The following is an 18,568-nucleotide window of genomic DNA, read 5'->3' as shown; positions in this document are numbered from 1 at the left end:
TGCCTGACGCTCGTAGACCTCGCGGGAACTGCTGACAGACACCCGTCAAGGCCGCGCCGAAATCACTAGACTGCGTGAAGTGCACACCCTGGGCGAAGCGAGGTCCGCGTTCGGATGAGAGCGTCGCTGGTGATCGGGATCGTCGCGGTGGCGGTGATCGCGGCGCTGGCCATGCCGATCAAGCAGCGCTGCGGTGCGCCGGGGCGCACCTGCGCCACCGCGGTGGACGCTGAGGGCGGCGTGCATTACTACTACGAAGTCGAACCGTTCGGGGTATTCATGATCGAGGTCATGACCGGAGTCGATATCCCGGTGTATTACACCTCCGGCGAGGAGATCGAGAGGGCCCGATGAACGCTCGTATCGCGGGGCTGGTCGCGGTGGCGATGATGCTCGGTGGCTCCCTGGCGGCAGTACCGGTACCCGACGTGGCCCTGGTGACCACCAGCGAGAACTTCTGCGGAGCAAGCTACCTGTGCCCGGCCGATCCCCCAGCCGACGGCGGCGACCAAGCCACCGCGGAGCGCCGGATCATCGACGGCTATGTCGCCAAGCAGGCCGGTTGCACCCCGGACTCACCGGCAGATCCGCGGTCGGTCACCTGGGATCCGCCCGGCTTCACACCCAACACCGGGGGTTCCGGAAACATCAACGACAGCAATCCGGGCCTGGGCGGCCATTTCGTGGCCGACTACGTCAACGGCCGCTGGCACATCGACTATCAGTACTGCTGACTCGCCTGCGCGGCGAACTGCATCCGGCCGAGCCGGGTTTGGCGAATTGCAGCCAGAACGTACGCCTGGCCGAAAATTGCCGCCGAGACGCTTCTGACCTGGTAAGCGGGTGAGTCTGCCCACATCGTTACAACTGGAGTGGGAGCTCCGCAGCAATCTGCCGCATACTGGACGTCATGCCTTTGACGACTGCACCGCAAACCGCTGGCCGGGGGCCAGCCGGTTGGCTGGTGGTTGGTCGAGGGCGGTAGTGGCGCGTTCCGGCGGTGCGCACCGGCACCGTGCCGTCAAGCAGCCGTCGAAGATCCGCAGACGGCTGTCGCGGACCTTGATGACCCTCGCCTCGGCGATAGCCGTGGGGATGACCGGGGCGGGCTACTGGGTGGCCCACGGCGCGCTGGGCGGCATCACGATTTCGCGGGCGCTGACCGCCGAGGACCCGCGGTCCACCGGCAACAACATGAACATCCTGTTGATCGGGCTGGACTCCCGCAAAGACCAGGAGGGCAACGACCTGCCCTGGTCGATCCTCAAACACCTGCACGCCGGCGACTCCGACCAGGGCGGCTACAACACCAACACGCTGATCCTGGTGCACGTCAGCGCGGACGGAAAAGTCGTCGCCTTCTCGATACCCCGGGACGACTGGGTGGCCTTCAACGGCGTTCCGGGATACAACCACATCAAGATCAAGGAGGCGTACGGGCTGACCAAGCAGTACGTCGCCAACCAGCTCGCCAACCAGGGCTCGATCTCGCAGCGCGAACTCGAGGCCCGTGGCCGAGAAGCGGGCCGCGCGGCAACCCTTCGCGCGGTGCGGAGCCTGACCGGCGTCCCGATCGACTATTTCGCCGAGATCAACCTGGCCGGCTTCTACGACCTGGCTCAGACGCTGGGCGGCGTCGACGTATGCCTGAACCATCCCGTCTACGACTCGTACTCCGGGGCCGACTTCCCGGCCGGGCGGCAGCGTCTCGACGCTTCCCAGGCGTTGTCGTTCGTCCGGCAACGGCACGGCCTGGAAAACGGGGACCTGGACCGCACGCACCGTCAGCAGGCGTTTTTGTCCTCGGTCATGCACGATCTGCAGAGTTCGGGCACATTCACCGACCTCGATCGGCTGAACAGCCTGATGGCGGTGGCCCGCAAGGACGTGGTGCTGTCCGCCGGCTGGGACGAGAGCCTGTTCCGTCGCATGGGCGAGCTTGCCGGCGGCAACGTCGAGTTCCGGACGCTGCCGGTGGTGCGCTACGACAACATCGACGGTGCCGACGTCAACATCATCGACCCGGCCGCGATCAAAGCGGAGATCGCCGCGGCGATCGGGACCGCGCCGTCCCCGTCCGCCGCACCGGTCACCACCAGCGCCAAACCCAATCCGTCGACCGTCGTCGACGTGGTCAACGCCGGCGCCATCAGCGGCATGGCCACCCAGCTGTCCAGCGCGTTGAAGAAGCGCGGCTTCACCGCGGGGCAGGTCCGCGACCGCCAGACCGGCGACCCGACGACCACCACCATCCAGTACGGCAGCGGCGCGGAAGCCGAGGCGCAGAGTCTGGCCACGCTGCTGGGCGTCGACGCCGCCAAACAGCCGGACACCAGCGTCGCACCGGGTCACGTCCGGGTGACCGTGGACACCAACTTCTCGCTGCCGGCCGCCGAAGAGACCACCACCTCTGCGTCGACCACGTCCACCACGACGACCACGTCCAGCGGCTATTACTACAACGGCGCTTTCACGCCTTACCCCACGCCGGATCGCGGCAAGCCGATCGACGGCGGCGGGGTGCCCTGCGTCAACTAGCTGCGTTTCCGGTCACGCTGGCGTGACGCTCGACGCTCAACGCCACTCTGGCGTGACGCTCGACGCTCAACGCCACTCCGGCGCCACGCTCGACGCTCAACGCCACTCTGGCGTGACGCTCGACGCTCAACGCCACGCTGGCGTGACGCTCGACGCTCAACGCCACTCTGGCGTGACGCTCGGCGCTCAACGCCACTCTGGCGTGACGCTCGGCGAAGCGAGCTAAGCGTGCGTGCCGCCGTCGATGCGGATCTCGGTGCCGGTGATGAACGCGCCGTCCTCGGAGACCAGCATCGCGATGACCCCGGCGACGACGGCCGGGTCGGCCATTCCGGTGCCGCTGGAGGTTTCCGTGGTGGGCAGGATCGGCAGCAGCCTGCCGAACAACGACCAGTTGGCGTCCTTGGGGATGTAGCCGCCGGTGGCGTCGGTGATGCCGGTTTTGATGCTGCCCGGCGCCACACACACCGCGCGCAGCCCGGCGGCGGCGTACTCCAGCGCCAGCGAATGGGTGAACGCCTGCACGCCGCCCTTGCTGGCGGCGTAGGCCGCCATGTACGGATGGGCGAAGGTCGCCGAGGTGGAGCTGAAGTTCACCACGGAGCTGCGGGCGTTCTCCAGTAGCGCCGGCAGCGCTTCGCGGACCACCAGGAACGTTCCGGTCAGGTTGACGGCGAGGATTTGGTTCCACAGATCCAGGCCGGTCTGGTGGGTGTGGGCGGCGCGCAGGATCCCGGCCGCATTGACCACGGAGTCCAGACCGCCGAGTGTCTCGACGGCCGAACGCACCCCGTCGACCACCGAGCGCTCGTCGGCGACGTTCATCTCGAGCACGGTGAGACGGTCGCTGGACAGGGCCTCCAGCCCCTCGGTGGCGATGTCGGCGCCCACCACCAGCGCGCCCTCGTCGAGAAGCCGGGACGCCGTGGCCCGGCCGATGCCCGACCCGGCGCCGGTCACCAGGATCCGTCGGCCGTCCAGGCGCTGCATTCAGACCACGCCGCGCAGCGCGTCGGCGCCGAACATCTGTTCCATCATCGACGAGTAGTCCGGACCGCGACGCACCATGTGTCCGCCGTCGACGTTGATGCACTGCCCGGTGATGAAACTGGCGGCATCGCTGAGCAGGAACATGGCCAGGTTCGCCACGTCCTCGACCTCACCGACCCGCGGCAGCGGCGTGCACAGCGCATAGTCGCCGCTGATCTCCGGTGACTGGATGACGCTGGCGTCGACCAGATCGGTACGGATCAGGCCGGGACGGATGCTGTTCGCGCGCACCCACGACGCCCCGAGTTCGTCGGCGGCCAGCTGCATCATGTGGTCGATGGCCGACTTGGTGACGCCGTACGGCCCGAACCAGCGGTGGGTGTTGCTGGCGGCGATGGACGAGATCGCCACGAACGACCCGCCGCCGCCGCGCACCAACTCCCGCGCGACGTGCTTGAGCACGTACATGGTGCCGTTGACGTTCAGGTCGACCGTGCGGCGCCAGGCCTCCGAGTCGGTGTGGGTCAGGGGCCCGATGGTCAGCGAACCACCGGCGCTGTGCACGGCGCCGTGCAGCCGGCCGTGCCAGGCCGTCGCGGCGTCGACCGCCCGGGTGACCTCGTCTTCGTTGGTGACGTCGGCGGGTTCGTAGCGGATCGAGCCGGGCAGTTGCAGCCCCTCGATCTCCTCGACGGCTTCGGCCAGCCGGTCGGCGCTGCGGCCCACGATCAGCACGGACGCCCCACCGTCCACCAGTCCGGTCGCTACCGCCTTGCCGATACCGCTTCCCCCGCCGGTGACCAGATACGTCCGGTCCTGAAAAGAAAGCTGCACTGAGATCCCTTTCGGTGAGTTACGGCTGATCGCGGCGCGCGACCTGGGTCGGTCGAGCGGTGCGCCAATCCTCGACGTCGGGCGGCAGACCGACAGGCGCTCTGTTCTCGTTGTGGGCCGCCCAGTGCGCGTGACCGAGCTCATGGATGTGGAACGCGTGCCGCAGCGCCTCGGTGAATCCCATCGCGTCCGACGCCGCGTTGACCGACGCCTTCACCAGTAGCGAGGCCATCGTCGGCCGCTCGGCGATGCGCCGCGCGAATTCCAGTGTCTTCTCGTCGAGTTCGTCGACCGGGAAGACCTTGGACACCATGCCCAGTCGGTAGGCCTCGTCGGCGTCCAGCGAATCACCGGTCAGCAGCAGCTCTTTGGCCTTACGCGCCCCGAATTCCCAAGGGTGGGCATAGTATTCGACGCCCGGCATACCCAACCGCACCGCGACCACGTCGCTGAATTTCGCGTTGTCAGCCGCGACGATCAGATCGCACGCCCAGATCAGCATCAGCCCCGCCGAGATCGCGTTGCCCTGCACCTGGGCGATGGTGATCTTGCGCAGATCGCGCCAGCGGGTGGTGTTCTCGAAGAAGAAGTGCCATTCCTGGTGATACAGCTTCTCCACGATCGGCTCCAGGGTGGCGCCGTAGGCGCGGAACGTGGGGTGCTGCGTCGGTCCCGGTTTGCGCTCGGCCAGCGCCGCCTCGGAACCCAGATCGTGACCGGCGGAGAAGTTGCGCCCGCGCGCGCCCAGGATGATCACCCGCACCGTGTCGTCGGCCTCGGCGCGCAGGAAAGCCTCGTCCAGCTGGACCAGCAGGGTGCGGTTCTGCGCGTTGTGTTCGGCAGGCCGGTTCAACCAGATCCGCGCGATGCGTCCCTCGTCGAGGGTTTCGTAGGCCACCAGCTCGGGGGGCTCGTAGGCCTGTGCTTCGGCGCTGTCCTGATCGGAGAGTGTCATTGGGCCCACCTCACATTGTCACGGGCTAGGTGTTTACACATTACGGACAGTCTGTAGCGGACCATCGCTGGGGCCAACGTGACGTCGAGCGGCCGAGCGTGCGCGGAATCCCGGCTCGTCCGGCCTGTCCGCGGACTCTGTGCACCCTCGCCGGAAGCGGGCAACGGGATGCGCATGGCGAGCTGCAACGTGACGTCCCTTACAGTTGTGGGATGCCTACTAAGACCGACCATGGCGAAATCGGCGACGTGGAACCGCTGGCCGACAGCACCGCGAGCCAGGCCCGACGCGTTGTCGCCGCCTACGCCAACGACGCCGACGAGTGCCGCGTCTTCTTGTCCATGCTCGGTATTGGGCCGGCGAAGCTCGACGGCTAATGGCTGCCAGAGGCGGCCGTACCTCCAAAACGCCCCCCTCCGCCGGCTACGGCGACTCTGACTTCGTCGTCGTCGCCAACCGCCTGCCGGTCGATCAGGAACGGCTCCCCGACGGCACCACCAGCTGGAAACGCAGCCCGGGCGGCCTGGTCACCGCCCTGGAGCCGTTGCTGCGCAAACGGCGCGGCGCCTGGATCGGCTGGCCCGGCGTCGTGGATTCCGACATCGAGACCCAGGACGCTCCGATCGTCCAGGACGACCTTCAGCTCTATCCGGTCCGGCTGAGCGCCGAGGACGTCGCGGACTACTACGAAGGCTTTTCCAACGCCACCCTGTGGCCGCTGTACCACGACGTCATCGTCAAGCCGATCTACCACCGCACCTGGTGGGAACGCTATGTCGACGTCAACCGCCGGTTCGCCGAAGCCACCTCCCGGGCCGCCGCCAAGGGCGGCACCGTCTGGGTGCAGGACTACCAGCTGCAGTTGGTGCCCAAGATGCTGCGCGAACTGCGCCCGGATCTGACGATCGGTTTCTTCCTCCACATTCCGTTCCCGCCGGTGGAATTGTTCATGCAGTTGCCCTGGCGCACCGAGATCATCGAAGGGCTGCTGGGGGCCGACCTGGTGGGCTTCCACCTGGCCGGCGGTGCCCAGAACTTCCTGATCCTGTCGCGGCGGTTGATGGGGGCCGAGACCTCACGCGGCGCTGTCGGGGTGCGTTCCCGTTTCGGTGAAGTGCAGTTCGAGAACCGCAACATCCGGGTAGGCGCCTTTCCCATCTCCATCGACTCCGGCGCGCTGGACCAGGCCGCGCGTGACCGCAACATCAAACGCCGCGCCCGCGAGATCCGGGCCGAGCTGGGCAACCCCCGCAAGATCTTGCTGGGGGTGGACCGGCTGGACTACACCAAGGGCATCGACGTGCGGCTCAAGGCGCTGGACGAGTTGCTCGCCGAAGGGCGCGCCAAACGCGACGACACCGTGCTGATCCAGCTGGCCACGCCCAGCCGCGAGCGCGTGGAGAGCTACCAGATTCTGCGCAACGACATCGAGCGGCAGGTCGGCCACATCAACGGCGAGTACGCCGAAGTCGGCCATCCGGTGGTGCACTACCTGCACCGGCCGGTCCCGCGTGATGAACTCGTCGCGTTCTTCGTGGCCAGCGACGTCATGCTGGTCACCCCGTTGCGCGACGGCATGAACCTGGTCGCCAAGGAGTACGTCGCCTGCCGCAGTGACCTGGGCGGCGCCCTGGTGCTGTCGGAATTCACCGGTGCCGCAGCCGAATTGCGGCAGGCCTATCTGGTCAACCCGCACGACCTCGAACGCGTCAAGGATGCGATCGAGGCGGCACTCAACCAGTCCGAGGAGGAGGGTCGGCGCCGGATGCGGGCACTGCGGCGCCAGGTGCTCGCCCACGACGTGGACCGCTGGGCCAGGGCGTTTCTGGACGCACTGACCGAATCGCGTCCCGACGGCTCTGACTGAACCCATGGTGCTGCCGCCGAAACGCTGTGATACTCAGATGCAGCAAGAGCACGGTAGAGGAGTTTGATGTGAGAATCCGTCGCGGACTTGCCATCGGCGCCGTCGCCAGCGCGACTGTCGCAGTAGGAATGGCGTTGGATTCCGACAGCCCTGCCTACGCGCTCGGGCCGCCGGCCGACGGTAACTATGCCCTCAACGAGGCCGGGGTGTCCGGTGCTGTCTGGGCGATCACGACGTTGTGCGCTCAGCCGTCGGGAACCCGCAATATGAACGACTATTCGGACCCGATCGTGATAGCGATGAACTGCGCACTGAACGTGGTCGCCACGACTCCGGCGAACAACACCCGCGCCGAGCATATCCAGAACTTCAGCGGGCGGGCCCGGATGAGCAGCATGCTGTGGAGCTTCGATGTGAAGAAATCGGAAGGCATTGCGTGGCCTGCCGCACATTGGCGTGCCCGTGCTGCACAAACAGGACCGCGACGCCCGAAGCCAGGACGGCAATCGCCAGCAACGCGGCCGCGAACGAGATCCAGCCGACGAGCCGGGTATGGGCCGGTCGGCGCCGCGGCGGGCGGAGCTTGCCCGCCGGCTTGCTCAGCTTGACCGAGCGTTCGACCCTGGGCTCGGCGACGACCGTCTCGGCAACGGCTTCGGTCGGCTCCGAACCTTTCGACTCGACTTTCGGAGGCCCCGCGGCGCGCGAAGCCTTGCGACGCACCCGCGGCGCCGTCAACTGGTCATCTGTCAACACCAAATCCAACTGCAATTCGTCAAAGCGCTTTAGGCGCAAGCATCAGGTCCACCCAATTCTCCGCGCTGGACGTGCCCGTCACGCCGGACGCGAAGATACCAGTGCCGCCGGCGGGATCGGTGAATCGGCCGGTCGCCTGGTCGTAGGTGGTGTAGGCCGGACCGCCGGCCTGCGGCTGGGCGCCCGTGCCCAGCGGAGGTGGCGGCGGCTCGAGGTACTTCGGATACGGCAGCTGCGGCGGCACCGGCGGCACGTTCGGTGGCATGTAGGACGGGTTGCCCGGTGGCGGCCCGCTGTCGTTGGGCGGCGGATGGTTGAACGCAGGCTGATGCGGCGCCGGACCCGGCCCCGGTATCACGCCCGGCGGCGGCGGACCGACGATCGGGATGCCCGGGTCGGGGTCGGCTCCCGGCGGAACGTACGGGAAGTGGTTGGGCGGCAGGATGTTCAGCCCGTTGGTGACCGGGGTGCCGTAGGGGACGGGCGGACCGCGCCACGGGTTGGAGCCGATCGGTACGAAACCGCGCGGGTCACGACACAGCTGGACAGTCGGTGCGCGCTTGCCGGGGAACTCCTGGCACGGGTAGTTACGGGCGCCGCGCACGTCGGTGGGGTCGTTCTGGGCGGCCTTGCAATACAGGTCACGAGGAATTTCGCGGACCGTCTCGTCGGCCGGCGTCCGCATCAACGGCGCCGGGATGAACCCGGTGCTGCACGGCGGCGGGTCGTTGAGGTCGAGCTTGAAGTCAAGTTTGGCGCCCTCGTCCTGCGGCGCGCCGCCGGCGGCGGTGGTGATCGCAGCGAACAGCGCCGGGAACACCACCAGGAGTTGCTCGATCGACTTGTGATAGATCACGCCCACCCGGCCCAGGTTGGCCAGGTTGGCCGCCAGGGCGGGGAACGACGGGCGGATGCCCGAGAACGTCTCGTTGGCCTGGTCGATCGCACCCGGGGCGGTAGCCAGCGTGTCGCGCAGCCTGGGGTCGGCGACCCGGACCTCGGTGGTCAGTCGGGCCAGCCCGTCGGCCAGCGACTTGATGTCGGCACCCGCCCGGACCTGGGCTTCCAGGAACGGGCCGGCCTGGTCGATCAGTTGCGAGACCTGCGGATAGTCGACGTTGGCCTCGTCCACCAACAACCGGGCCGATTCGATGAGCCTGGCCAATTCGGGGCCGGTGCCGTTGGTCGCCAGGAACGCCTCGTGCAGCACCTCGCGCAGCCGGGTGTTGCCGAGGCTGTTGACCAGCGTCTCGGCCTTCTTCAGCAGGTCGGCGACATCCTGACCGATCTGGGTGTTGGCGCGGGTGATCTTGGAACCGTTGCTCAGCTTGCCCGGCACCGGATTCGCCGGCGGCACCAGGTCGATGTACTGCTCACCGATCGCCGACACGCTCTTGACCGTGGCGGTGACATTGGCCGGAATCGGGGTGCCGCTGTTGAGCCGCATCTCGGCGGTGACGCCATTCGAGTTCAGCCCAACCGACTCCACCCGTCCGACTTCCACGCCGCGGTAGGTGACGTTGGCGTTCTTGTACAGCCCGCCGCCGGCGACGAAATCGGCGCTCACGGCGTAGGTTCCGACGCCGAACGTAGCCGGCAGCCGCAGGTAGAAGATCGCCATCACGGTCAGGGTGATCACGGTGATCAGCGCGAATATGGACAGCTGAATCTTGGTGAGTCTGTCGAGCATCTTCCCCCGCCTCTACTGTGCTGCCGTGCCGGGCGGAATCTTGAACGGGTCGGCCGCTTGTCCGGACAAGCTGGCCAGCGAGCCCATCAAGAACTCGGGCGGAGTGAGCACCTCATCCATGTGCATCATGTTCGGGTCCAGGGCGTAGCTGGTGGTGAAGAACGTCTCCCCGAGGCGACGCAGGGTCAGGTCGAAGGTGGTGAACACGTTGAGGTAGTCGCCGCGCACCGCCTGCTTGATCCCGAAGTTGGGGAACGGGAACGTCAACAGCAGCTGCAACGAGGTGACGAAGTTCTTCCTGTTGTCGTTGAGCTCTTTGACCACCGAGTACAGGTCTTTGAGGTCCGCGGCGAAGTCGGTCTTGGTCTTCGACAGCACATTCGAGGTGACGTTGGCCAGCCTGCGCAGCGAGCCGAACGCCTCGACGATGTGGTCGCGGTTCTTGTTGAGCACGCGGATCGCTTCGGGCAGCGTGTCCAGGGTGCGGCCCAGGTTGTCCTTGTCGCGAGCCAGGACCGCCGTGAACCGGTCCAACCCTTCCATCGCGGCGACGATGTCGTTGGCCTGGCGGTTGAGCCCGGACGTCAGCTCGGCGAGCCGCGGCACCAGGTCGACGAATTGGCCCTGCCGTCCGGCCACGGCGCGGTAGGTCTCGTCCGTGATCTCTTCCAGCGCACCGACATTGCCCTTGTTGACCACCACACCCAGCGCCGAGAACACCTCTTCGGTGGTCGGGAAGCGGCTGGTGTCGGCCTCCCGGATGCGCGAGCCGTCACGCAACCGCCCTTGCGCCGGCCGGCCCGTCGGCTCGGCCAGCTCGATGTGCATCGAACCCAGCAACGAGGTCTGCGACACCCTGGCGATCGCGTTGGCGGGCAGTTGCACATTCTTGTCCAGCGCCAGTTTCACCGCGGCGTAGAAGGATCCGTCGGGGCGCTGCTGGGCCGCGATCCCGGCCACGCTGCCGACGGTGACGTCGTCGACCATCACCGGCGAGTTCTGCGGCAGCGTCGCCACGTCCTTGAGTTCGACGGTGATCGAGTAGGCACCTCCGCCGTGCCCGGCGGTACCGGGCATCGACAGGGAATTCAACCCGCCGAAGGAACAACCGGCGAGCAGCGTGCTGCCGGCCGCCAACGCGCCGGCGCGCACCCAGATCCGTCTCATCTGCCGCCCCCTTGCTCGGCGGGCAGCGGTCCCGGAGGCGGACCGGGCGCCGCGGCCGGCGCGGGCCCTGGCGCGGGACCGTATCCCGGTGGGGCGGCGGGACCCGGCCCGGGAGCCGTCGGCACGAACAGGCTCTGCAGGTCGGTGACGTTGCCCGGCGAGTTGGGCTGCTGCCCCGAGCCCGTCGCGGGAATCCAGGTCAGTTCGGGAACCGGCGTCTGCGCTTTAGCCTGCGTAGCCGGGGTGTCGTAGATGATCTGGCCCTTGTAGGCGGTGATGGTGTTCATCGGGTGGAACATGATCGGCGGATAGTTCACGGTGAGCCGGCGCAGCACCGGTCCCAGCCGCTCGCGGCAGATCTCGGCGCGCCTGAAGTAGTCCGGCGACGACGGGCCGGCCGCGGTGTCGAACGAACCGCCGCAGATGAACTGCACCGGGTTCATGAAGTTGGGCAGCGACAGCAGGCCGTTGAGGGTGCCTTGCGCGGGGTCGTAGATGTTGTAGAAGTTCGCGATACCGGGACCTGCGACGTGCAGGACCTGCTCGATGTTCTCACTCTCGTCGCTCAAGGTCTGGGTGAAGTCTTTGAGCTGATTGACCGTTTCGATCAACGTCGAGTTGTTCTCCTGCAGGAATCCGCGGACGTCGGAGAGCGCCTGGTTGAGCGTGCCCAGGGTCTGGTCGAGGTCGCGCGAGCTGTCGGCCAGCACCTGCGACACCGAGGCCACATGCCCGGCGAACTGCACGATCTGCTCGTTACTCTGCGACAGCGCGTCCACCAGGATCTGCAGGTTCTTGACCGTACCGAAGATGTCGCCGCGCGAATCCCCAAGGCGCCCAGCGACTTGGGCGAGCTCACGCAGCGCGTTGTGGAACGACTCACCGTTGCCGTCGAGAGTGTCGGCGGCCTGGTTGATCGCCGCGCCCACCGGCCCCTGCATCTCGCCGGCCGCCGGACTGAGCGAGACGGACAGCTCGGTCAGCGACTTCTTGACCTCGTCCCATTCCACCGGAACCCCGGTGCGGGACAGGTCGATGCTCGCGCCGTCCGCCAACACCGGACCCGCGGTGTAGGCCGGCGAGATCTGGATGAACCGCGCCGCCACCAGGTTCGGCGACATAATCACGGCCTTGGCGTCCTTGGGGATCTTGACGTCGTCGGCCAACGTCATCGTGATCATCACGTCGGAGACCCGCGGCTGGATCGAGTCGATCTCGCCGACCGGCACACCCAGGATGCGTACCTCGTCGCCGGGGTAGAGGCCCACCGCGGAGGTGAAGTAGGCGGTGAGCTTGCGGCCGCTCTTGCCGGCGGAAAGCAGCACGTAGACACCACCCACCAGCGCCGCCACCAGTACGACGATGGCGATGGTCCGCAGCCCCTTGGTGCCGCCGAAACGTTGCTTGGTGGTCATGGCGACTTCGGCCTGATCGTCCAGCGTTCCTGGATCATTCCGCGCAGATAGTCGGCCAGGCTGTCGGGCAGCTTGCCCGGCTGGAAGACGAAGTCGAACATGGCCGCGACCAGCGGCGCCGGGATCGCGCCGAAGACGTTGACGTTGAAGCCGGGCCCCGATCCGACGACCTCACCCAGCTCGGTGGCGTAGGTGGGCAACCGCTTGAGGGCCTCGGCGATGTAGTCGCGCCGCTCGTTGAGGTTGCCCACCACCTGGTTGATCTTGGTCAGGGCCGGACCGAACTCCCGGCGGTTGTCGTTGACGAAGCCGGACAGCTGCGCGGAGACGCCTTGAATGCCGGAGATCAGCGCGCTGAGCGCGGCACGGCGCTCGTCGAGTGCCGCGAAGAGCTCATTGCCCTGGTCCACCAGCTTCCTGACCTGCCCGGCCCGGTCGGACAGCACCGCCGTCACCGACTTGGCGTGCGCCAGAAGACCCTGCAGCGCCTCGTCGCGGGTATTGAGCGAGCGCGACAGCGAGGTGACGCCGTCCAGCGCGCCGCGCAACCCCGGGGTCGCGTCGTGCAGGGTGTCGGTGAGCACCTTCAGCGCGCGCTCGAACTGCGGCTTGTTGAGGTTGGTGGCGTTGCCGCCGAGATCCTCGAGTGCACCGGCCAGCGTGTACGGCGTCGTGGTCCGGCTCAGCGGGATGACGCTCCCGTGCCCGCGGCCGCCCGGGCTCACCGCGACCGAACGCTCACCCAGGATGGTGTCGGTGCGGATAGCGGCCAGCGACTGGTCGCCTACCTCGACGTGGCGGTCGACGGTGAACGTGACCTTGGCGCTGTCCCCGGCCAGGGTCACGTCGCTGACCTTGCCCACCTTGACGCCCGAAACCAGCACGCTGTTGCCCTTGGTGATACCGGCCGCGTCGGTGAAGTAGGCCTCGTAGGTCCTGCCCTGCGGCCAGAACGGCAGCCCGGCGTATCCGAAGGCGATCAGGACGACGCAGGTCACCACGACCAGGCCGATGATGCCGGTGCGAAGCGGGTCGCGGTCACGCTTGCTGCTTGGCTTCCCCTTACTTGGCAAACGCGCACCTCCCCTTGCTGGAATCGACCTGGCCTCCGAGCCCGAGCCGGATGTCCGAACCTGCCGGGCCGTTGATCTTGATCGTGACCGAGCAGAAATAGATGTTGAAGAACGATCCGTACGTACCGAGCGCGGCCAGCCGCAGGTAGTCCTCGCCGAGCTGCTCGACGTCGTTGTTGATCTCGTCCTTGCGGGTGTCCAGTTCGGTAGCCAACGGCCGAGCATTCTCCAGCACGCCCTGCAGCGGGCGGCGTGAATTCCTCAGCAAGTCGGTCAGATCCGTCGTCGTCGACGCCAGCGGCGGGATCGCGCCGGCGATCGAGTCGCGGTTGTTGGCCAGTCCCTCGACCAGTTGTTGCAACTGGTCGACGCTGGTCGAGAATTGCGCGCTGCGCTGGTCGATGGTGCTCAGCACGGTGTTGAGGTTGTTGATCACGTCGCCGATGAGCTGGTCGCGCTTGCCCAGCGTCGTGGAGAAGGCGCTGGTGTCGGCGAGCACGTTGGACAACGCCCCGCCGTGGCCCTGTAGCAATTCGATGACGGCGCCGCTGATCGCGTTGATCTTGTCCGCGTCCAAGCCTTTGAGCACCGGCTTGAGTCCGCCCAGCAATGCGTCGAGGTCGAGCGCGGGTTGGGTGTGCGCGGAGTTGATGGTCCCACCGGCAGGAAGCTTGCGCAGTTCTCCGGGGCCGGAGGTGATCTCCAGATACCGGTCGCCCACCAGGTTTTCGTAGCGGATCAACGCCCGGGTGGACGAATACAGCGTGTAGCGCTCGTCGACGCCGAACTCCACGTCGACGGTGTTGTCCGGGTTCAGTTTGACCCCCGACACCGCCCCGACCGGGACCCCGGCGATGCGCACCTTCTGTCCGCCCTTCAGCTTCGAGGCGTTGATGAAGGTGGCGTGATACTTCTGCTCCGAACCGAACCGGAAGTCACCGAACACCACTACCAGGCCCGCGCTCATCACCAGCATGACGATGGTGAACAGGCTGACCTTGATCACCATCGAGCGGTGCGACGGCATTGCCCCGCTGGCCATCAGAAGTCGTCCCTCTCGGCCAGGGCGCCGTGGAAGAGGAACTGCAGCGTGGAAGGCGCGTCGAATTGAAACTCGGTGTAGGGCTCATACGGGATGAGCGCGTTGTCGGTGACCAGGAACGGTGCCCGGTAGAAGGATCCGCCGGTCTGCTTGGTCGGAATGTTGGGCAGGCCTCGGCAGTTCGGCCCGCCGGAGGCGTTGACGATCGGGAGGCTCTCCGGATAGGTGTAGGCGGGCGCGCCGATGACGAAACTCGAGGACGTGAACAGACCGGCTTTCTTGACTCCGAGCAACGGGGCGAACTCCTTGATGCCCCGGTCGATACCGGCGAACAGGCAGCCGAATTCCGGCGAGTACTCCCCGGTCACCTTGAGCGGGGCGCGGAGCCGGTTGACGGTGTCGATCAGATTCTGTTCGGCCGGCGCCAACGTCTCGTAACCGTTGTTGGCCAGGCCGATGGTGGCCAACAACGTGGTGTTGAGGTTGCTCTGCTGATCCACCACCGTCCGGTTGATGGTCGGCAGGTTCTCGAACACGGTGTTCAGGTCGGGGGCGGCCGCACCGTAGTAGTCCAGCGCGGTGCCGCCCTTGCGGAAGACGTCCTGCAGCGCCGGTAGCTTCGGATTCACTTGGTGGGCGAGGGTACTGGTCCCCGACAGCAGCGCGCCGAGGTCGTCGCCGTGGCCACGCAGGCCTTCGGACAGCGCGCTGAGCGTGCCGTTCAATTCGATCGGGTCGACCTTGTGCAGCACATCGATCAGCGATTGGAAGAGCGTGTTGACTTCCAGCTGCACCGCCGCGGCCTGCACTTGGGCGCCGTTACGCAGCGGTGGAGCCGCCGGTTTGTCGGCTGCGGGCGGAATGAACTCCACAGACTTGGCGCCGAAGATGGTGTTGCCGGCGATGTGCACCGTTGAGTTGGACGGGATGTAGTGCATGTCGTTGCTGTAGATGGCCAGCTTCAGCCGTGCCTGGTCACCGCTGTAGGTGATGTCCTCGACCTTGCCGACCTGGATGCCGCGGAACTTGACCTTCGCGCCGGGTTCCATCACCAGCCCGGCCCGCTGCGAGGAGACCGTGACCGTCTCGGTGGAGGTGAACGCCGCCGAATAGGACAGGTAGGTGAAGACCGCCGAGGCCACCAACACCGAGCCCAGCACCGCCGCGGCCACTCGGCCGGCGGTGCGTCGCGATCCAGTGTCTGACATCGCCGCTATCCCGAGAGATTGAAGTTGCCGGACGCGCCGTAGACGGCGAGCGAGATGAACAGGGTGATGACGACGACGACGATCAGCGACGTGCGGACCGCCTGCCCGACGGCGATGCCGACGCCAACCGACCCACCGCTGGCGTTGTAGCCGTAATACGTGTGCACCAGCATCACCGCGATCGACATCACGATGGCCTGCAGGAACGACCACAGCAGGTCGGACGGGATCAGGAAGGTGTTGAAGTAGTGGTCGTAGAGGCCGGCGGACTGGCCGTTGACGAAGACCGTGGTGAAGCGCGCCGCGAAGAACGCGGCCAGCACCGATAGCGAGTACAGCGGCACGATCGCGACCAGGCCGGCGATCAACCGCGTCGACACCAGATACGAAACCGAGTGCACGGCCATGCATTCGACGGCGTCGATCTCTTCGGAAACCCGCATGGCGCCCAGCTGTGCGGTGGCGCCGGCGCCGATGGTGGCAGCCAGCGCGATGCCGGCGATGACGGGTGCGACGACACGCACGTTGAGGAAGGCCGACAGGAACCCGGTCAGCGCCTCGATGCCGATGTTGCCCAGCGACGAATAGCCCTGTACCGCAATGACGCCGCCGGATGCCAGCGTAAGGAAAGCCGCGACCCCGACCGTGCCGCCGATCATCACCAGCGCGCCCGCGCCCAGCGTCATCTCGGCGACCAGACGGATGGTCTCCTTGCGGTAGCGGGTGACGGCGTTGGGCACGTAACGGAACGTCTCGCCGTAGAACAACGCCTGCTCGCCGAAGTTGTCGACCGGTTCGGCGAACCTCGATAAGAAATTGCGCAGGCGAAAGGTGACGTCGTAGCTCATCGCATGTTCACCATCGCTCGAACTCCCCCCATCGTTACCCCGTCCCTCACTTGGCCGAGATTCTGACGCCGATGGCGGTCATGACCACGTTGATGACGAACAGACAGATGAAGGCATACACGACGGTTTCGTTGACCGCGTTGCCGACGCCCTTCGGGCCGCCCTTGACGGTCAGACCGCGATAGCAGCCGACCAGCCCGGCCATCACCCCGAACAACAAAGCCTTGACTTCGGCCAGGATCAGCTCGCGCAGGCCGGTGAGCACGGTCAACCCGTTGATGAACGCGCCGGGGTTGACGCCCTGCAGGAACACCGAGAAGGCGTAACCGCCCGATAGGCCGATGATGCAGACCAGGCCGTTGAGCAGCACCGCGACCAGTGTCGACGCCAACACCCGGGGCACCACCAACCGCTGGATCGGGTCGATGCCCAGCACCCGCATCGCGTCGATCTCCTCGCGGATGGTGCGCGCACCCAGGTCCGCGCAGATCGCGGTGGCGCCGGCGCCGGCCACCACCAGCACCGTGACGACGGGGCCAAGCTGGGTGATGGTGCCGAAAGCCGTCCCGGCACCGGACAGGTCGGCGGCGCCGATCTCGCGCAACAGGATGTTCAGGGTGAAGGCGACCAGCACCGTGAAAGGGATGGAGACCAGCAGCGTCGGCACGAGGGAGACGCGCGCGATCATCCAGGTCTGATCCAGGAACTCCGCGAATTGAAACGGCCGCCGGAACGCGGCGCGTGCGGTCTCCATCGACATCTCGAAGAAGCCGCCGACGGCCCGGGCGGGAACCGCAACTCGTTGCAACAAACCGGGTCCTCCAATCTGCGGCTCGCGGCGATTTTTCTTGACCGGAAACACACCGTTGGATGACTCGTTGCTTGGTGTGAGCGGGCTCATATTAACTAGAACAAGTTCTGGGTGTCGATGAACCCCGCAATTTTTTGCAGCGAAGATGCACACCTGGTACTTCGGCACTGTCGCCTTGCGGGTCGTCTTTCGGGATCAGTCCATCAGCGCGGTGGCGGCGAAGTTGCGATCCGGGTCCCGGCCGGCGAAGTAGCCCTGCATAGTCGTGCTCAGCTCAGCGGGCTCCCAGGCCGCGGCGCCGGCATCGAACTGGTGCTCCACCGTCGGCGCGGCAACCAGCGTCACCTTCGGGCCGTAGACGATGAACACCTGCCCGTTGACCTCGGCCGCCGCCGGGGAGGACAGGAACCCGACCAGGGTCACCACGTGTTCGGGTGAGAGCGGGTCGATCTCGCCGTCTTCCGGCGCGGCACCGAACACGTCGGCCGTCATCGCGGTGCGGGCGCGCGGGGCGATCGCGTTGGCGCACACCCCGTAGCGGCTCAGCGCGCGGGCAGCGGTCAGCGTCAGCGAGATGATGCCCGCCTTGGCGGCGCCGTAGTTCGCCTGCCCGACCGGGCCGACCAGTCCGGCCTCCGAGGACGTGTTGACGATGCGTCCGTAGACGCGGCCTTCCTTGGCTTCTTTCGCCTTGGCGCGCCAGTACGTTGCGGCGTTGCGGGTGAGCAGAAAGTGGCCGCGCAGGTGCACGGCGATGACCTGGTCCCAGTCCTCGTCGGTCATGTTGAACAGCATCCGGTCGCGGGTGATGCCGGCGTTGTTGACGACGATGTCCAGCCCGCCCAGTCCGTCGGCGGTGGTCAGCAGTTCGTCGGCGGTTTCGCGGGCGCTGATGTCCCCGGCGACCGCGACCCCCTTGGATCCGGCCGTGCCGATCTCGTCGAGGACATCCGAGGAATCCAGCGCGGCGGCGATGTCGTTGACGACGACGGTGGCGCCCAACCGGGCCAGGCCGATCGCCTCCGCGCGGCCCAGGCCGGCGGCGGCACCGGTCACCACCGCGACCTTGCCGGACAGATCAGTCGCGTTGTTGCTGCTCAATTTATGAATACCTCTAGTTTCTGGTCAGTCTTCCCGTAACAGGGCTGCGCGCGGGCATTCGGCGATCGACTGCTCGGCCAGATCCTCCTGGTCACTGGGAATGGGATCGGTCTTCACCACGGCATAGTCCTCGTCGTCCAGGTCGAAGATATCCGGGGCAATGCCTAAGCACACGGCGTTACCTTCGCACCGGTCACGGTCCACTTTCACTCGCACGGCATCCTCCTGGAACCTGGGCTGGGAGTTAGGGAATACGCGTTATTCGAACTCGGT

General features: G+C 66.7%; 20 protein-coding genes and 1 pseudogene. 6 read left to right on the top strand and 15 right to left on the bottom strand.

What is annotated here, in order from left to right; all coding sequences use genetic code 11:
• The first annotated feature begins 114 nt into the window (after positions 1-114).
• From AC5Y46_RS03220 to AC5Y46_RS03210, 3 genes are all read left to right on the top strand, one after another.
• On the top strand, positions 115-354 hold the full coding sequence (locus AC5Y46_RS03220; RefSeq protein ID WP_499990094.1) for a hypothetical protein: 240 nt from the start codon (positions 115-117) through the stop codon (positions 352-354).
• On the top strand, positions 351-734 hold the full coding sequence (locus AC5Y46_RS03215; protein ID WP_499990093.1) for an integrase: 384 nt from the start codon (positions 351-353) through the stop codon (positions 732-734). Before AC5Y46_RS03220 ends, AC5Y46_RS03215 begins: the two co-directional genes overlap by 4 nt.
• Before the next feature lie 250 nt (positions 735-984).
• Entirely contained in the window at positions 985-2,538 is a 1,554-nt protein-coding gene (locus AC5Y46_RS03210; RefSeq protein ID WP_499990092.1) for an LCP family protein, read from the top strand.
• On the opposite strand, the gene AC5Y46_RS03205 is transcribed toward AC5Y46_RS03210, so the two are convergent.
• Genes AC5Y46_RS03205 through AC5Y46_RS03190 form a run of 4 tightly spaced genes read right to left on the bottom strand, consistent with a single transcriptional unit; the run spans position 2,531 to position 5,317 of the window.
• Positions 2,531-2,734, bottom strand: a complete 204-nt coding sequence (locus AC5Y46_RS03205) for a hypothetical protein (RefSeq protein WP_499990091.1) — start codon at positions 2,732-2,734, stop codon at positions 2,531-2,533. The genes AC5Y46_RS03210 and AC5Y46_RS03205 overlap by 8 nt on opposite strands.
• A gap of 26 nt (positions 2,735-2,760) precedes the next feature.
• Positions 2,761-3,528: an SDR family NAD(P)-dependent oxidoreductase gene (locus tag AC5Y46_RS03200; protein WP_499990090.1), complete on the bottom strand. Its 768-nt coding sequence runs from the start codon at positions 3,526-3,528 to the stop codon at positions 2,761-2,763.
• Entirely contained in the window at positions 3,529-4,362 is an 834-nt protein-coding gene (locus AC5Y46_RS03195; RefSeq protein ID WP_499943646.1) for an SDR family oxidoreductase, read from the bottom strand.
• Positions 4,363-4,381: 19 nt separating this feature from the next.
• A complete protein-coding gene (locus AC5Y46_RS03190; protein ID WP_499943647.1) occupies positions 4,382-5,317 on the bottom strand; it encodes an enoyl-CoA hydratase in 936 nt (311 codons plus the stop codon).
• Positions 5,318-5,529: 212 nt separating this feature from the next.
• Here AC5Y46_RS03190 and AC5Y46_RS03185 point away from each other — a divergent pair, with 212 nt between their 5' ends.
• The 3 genes and pseudogenes from AC5Y46_RS03185 to AC5Y46_RS03175 form a co-directional block, all read left to right on the top strand.
• Positions 5,530-5,694, top strand: coding sequence for a hypothetical protein (locus AC5Y46_RS03185; RefSeq protein ID WP_499943649.1), 165 nt, complete (start codon positions 5,530-5,532; stop codon positions 5,692-5,694).
• The gene (locus AC5Y46_RS03180) at positions 5,694-7,184 is read left to right on the top strand and encodes an alpha,alpha-trehalose-phosphate synthase (UDP-forming) (RefSeq protein WP_499990088.1); all 1,491 of its coding nucleotides are present in this window, start codon (positions 5,694-5,696) and stop codon (positions 7,182-7,184) included. Before AC5Y46_RS03185 ends, AC5Y46_RS03180 begins: the two co-directional genes overlap by 1 nt.
• 68 nt (positions 7,185-7,252) lie before the next feature.
• A pseudogene (locus tag AC5Y46_RS03175) lies at positions 7,253-7,627 on the top strand (hypothetical protein); the annotation flags it as partial.
• On the opposite strand, the gene AC5Y46_RS03170 reads toward AC5Y46_RS03175, so the two are convergent.
• The 11 genes from AC5Y46_RS03170 to AC5Y46_RS03120 all read right to left on the bottom strand — a co-directional run bounded on the left by AC5Y46_RS03170 (position 7,554) and on the right by AC5Y46_RS03120 (position 18,511).
• Entirely contained in the window at positions 7,554-7,937 is a 384-nt protein-coding gene (locus AC5Y46_RS03170; RefSeq protein WP_499990290.1) for a hypothetical protein, read from the bottom strand. The pseudogene AC5Y46_RS03175 and the gene AC5Y46_RS03170 sit on opposite strands and share 74 nt — an antisense overlap.
• A gap of 22 nt (positions 7,938-7,959) precedes the next feature.
• Entirely contained in the window at positions 7,960-9,630 is a 1,671-nt protein-coding gene (locus AC5Y46_RS03165; protein ID WP_499990087.1) for a virulence factor Mce family protein, read from the bottom strand.
• Positions 9,631-9,642: 12 nt separating this feature from the next.
• Positions 9,643-10,797 (bottom strand): MCE family protein, encoded by a 1,155-nt coding sequence (locus AC5Y46_RS03160; protein ID WP_499990084.1) that lies wholly within the window; start codon positions 10,795-10,797, stop codon positions 9,643-9,645.
• Entirely contained in the window at positions 10,794-12,212 is a 1,419-nt protein-coding gene (locus AC5Y46_RS03155; RefSeq protein ID WP_499990083.1) for a virulence factor Mce family protein, read from the bottom strand. Before AC5Y46_RS03155 ends, AC5Y46_RS03160 begins: the two co-directional genes overlap by 4 nt.
• Entirely contained in the window at positions 12,209-13,285 is a 1,077-nt protein-coding gene (locus tag AC5Y46_RS03150) for a virulence factor Mce family protein (RefSeq protein ID WP_499990081.1), read from the bottom strand. Before AC5Y46_RS03150 ends, AC5Y46_RS03155 begins: the two co-directional genes overlap by 4 nt.
• On the bottom strand, positions 13,275-14,327 hold the full coding sequence (locus AC5Y46_RS03145; RefSeq protein WP_499990080.1) for an MCE family protein: 1,053 nt from the start codon (positions 14,325-14,327) through the stop codon (positions 13,275-13,277). Before AC5Y46_RS03145 ends, AC5Y46_RS03150 begins: the two co-directional genes overlap by 11 nt.
• Complete coding sequence (locus tag AC5Y46_RS03140; protein ID WP_499990078.1) at positions 14,327-15,535, bottom strand: MCE family protein; 1,209 nt, start codon at positions 15,533-15,535, stop codon at positions 14,327-14,329. The genes AC5Y46_RS03145 and AC5Y46_RS03140 overlap by 1 nt, the downstream gene beginning before the upstream one ends.
• A gap of 5 nt (positions 15,536-15,540) precedes the next feature.
• A complete protein-coding gene (locus AC5Y46_RS03135; protein ID WP_499943662.1) occupies positions 15,541-16,383 on the bottom strand; it encodes an MlaE family ABC transporter permease in 843 nt (280 codons plus the stop codon).
• 46 nt (positions 16,384-16,429) lie between these two features.
• Entirely contained in the window at positions 16,430-17,194 is a 765-nt protein-coding gene (locus AC5Y46_RS03130; RefSeq protein ID WP_499990076.1) for an MlaE family ABC transporter permease, read from the bottom strand.
• Between the two features lie 195 nt (positions 17,195-17,389).
• Positions 17,390-18,304, bottom strand: coding sequence for a 3-oxoacyl-ACP reductase (locus tag AC5Y46_RS03125; RefSeq protein WP_499943686.1), 915 nt, complete (start codon positions 18,302-18,304; stop codon positions 17,390-17,392).
• Between the two features lie 15 nt (positions 18,305-18,319).
• On the bottom strand, positions 18,320-18,511 hold the full coding sequence (locus AC5Y46_RS03120; RefSeq protein WP_499943664.1) for a ferredoxin: 192 nt from the start codon (positions 18,509-18,511) through the stop codon (positions 18,320-18,322).
• Between the last annotated feature and the right edge of the window lie 57 nt (positions 18,512-18,568).

The sequence above is a fragment of the Mycobacterium sp. NGS59 genome, assembly GCF_059812345.1.
This window is presented reverse-complemented; position numbering and strand designations above follow the sequence as displayed.

Excerpts from the sequence above, each read along its gene's own strand:
- AC5Y46_RS03220 (WP_499990094.1), top strand. The coding sequence starts at position 115 with ATGAGAGCGTCGCTGGTGATCGGGATCGTCGCGGTGGCGGTGATCGCG.
- AC5Y46_RS03215 (WP_499990093.1), top strand. The coding sequence starts at position 351 with ATGAACGCTCGTATCGCGGGGCTGGTCGCGGTGGCGATGATGCTCGGT.
- AC5Y46_RS03200 (WP_499990090.1), bottom strand. The coding sequence starts at position 3,528 with ATGCAGCGCCTGGACGGCCGACGGATCCTGGTGACCGGCGCCGGGTCG.
- AC5Y46_RS03190 (WP_499943647.1), bottom strand. The coding sequence starts at position 5,317 with ATGACACTCTCCGATCAGGACAGCGCCGAAGCACAGGCCTACGAGCCC.
- AC5Y46_RS03185 (WP_499943649.1), top strand. The coding sequence starts at position 5,530 with ATGCCTACTAAGACCGACCATGGCGAAATCGGCGACGTGGAACCGCTG.
- AC5Y46_RS03180 (WP_499990088.1), top strand. The coding sequence starts at position 5,694 with ATGGCTGCCAGAGGCGGCCGTACCTCCAAAACGCCCCCCTCCGCCGGC.
- AC5Y46_RS03165 (WP_499990087.1), bottom strand. The coding sequence starts at position 9,630 with ATGCTCGACAGACTCACCAAGATTCAGCTGTCCATATTCGCGCTGATC.
- AC5Y46_RS03160 (WP_499990084.1), bottom strand. The coding sequence starts at position 10,797 with ATGAGACGGATCTGGGTGCGCGCCGGCGCGTTGGCGGCCGGCAGCACG.
- AC5Y46_RS03155 (WP_499990083.1), bottom strand. The coding sequence starts at position 12,212 with ATGACCACCAAGCAACGTTTCGGCGGCACCAAGGGGCTGCGGACCATC.
- AC5Y46_RS03145 (WP_499990080.1), bottom strand. The coding sequence starts at position 14,327 with ATGGCCAGCGGGGCAATGCCGTCGCACCGCTCGATGGTGATCAAGGTC.
- AC5Y46_RS03140 (WP_499990078.1), bottom strand. The coding sequence starts at position 15,535 with ATGTCAGACACTGGATCGCGACGCACCGCCGGCCGAGTGGCCGCGGCG.
- AC5Y46_RS03135 (WP_499943662.1), bottom strand. The coding sequence starts at position 16,383 with ATGAGCTACGACGTCACCTTTCGCCTGCGCAATTTCTTATCGAGGTTC.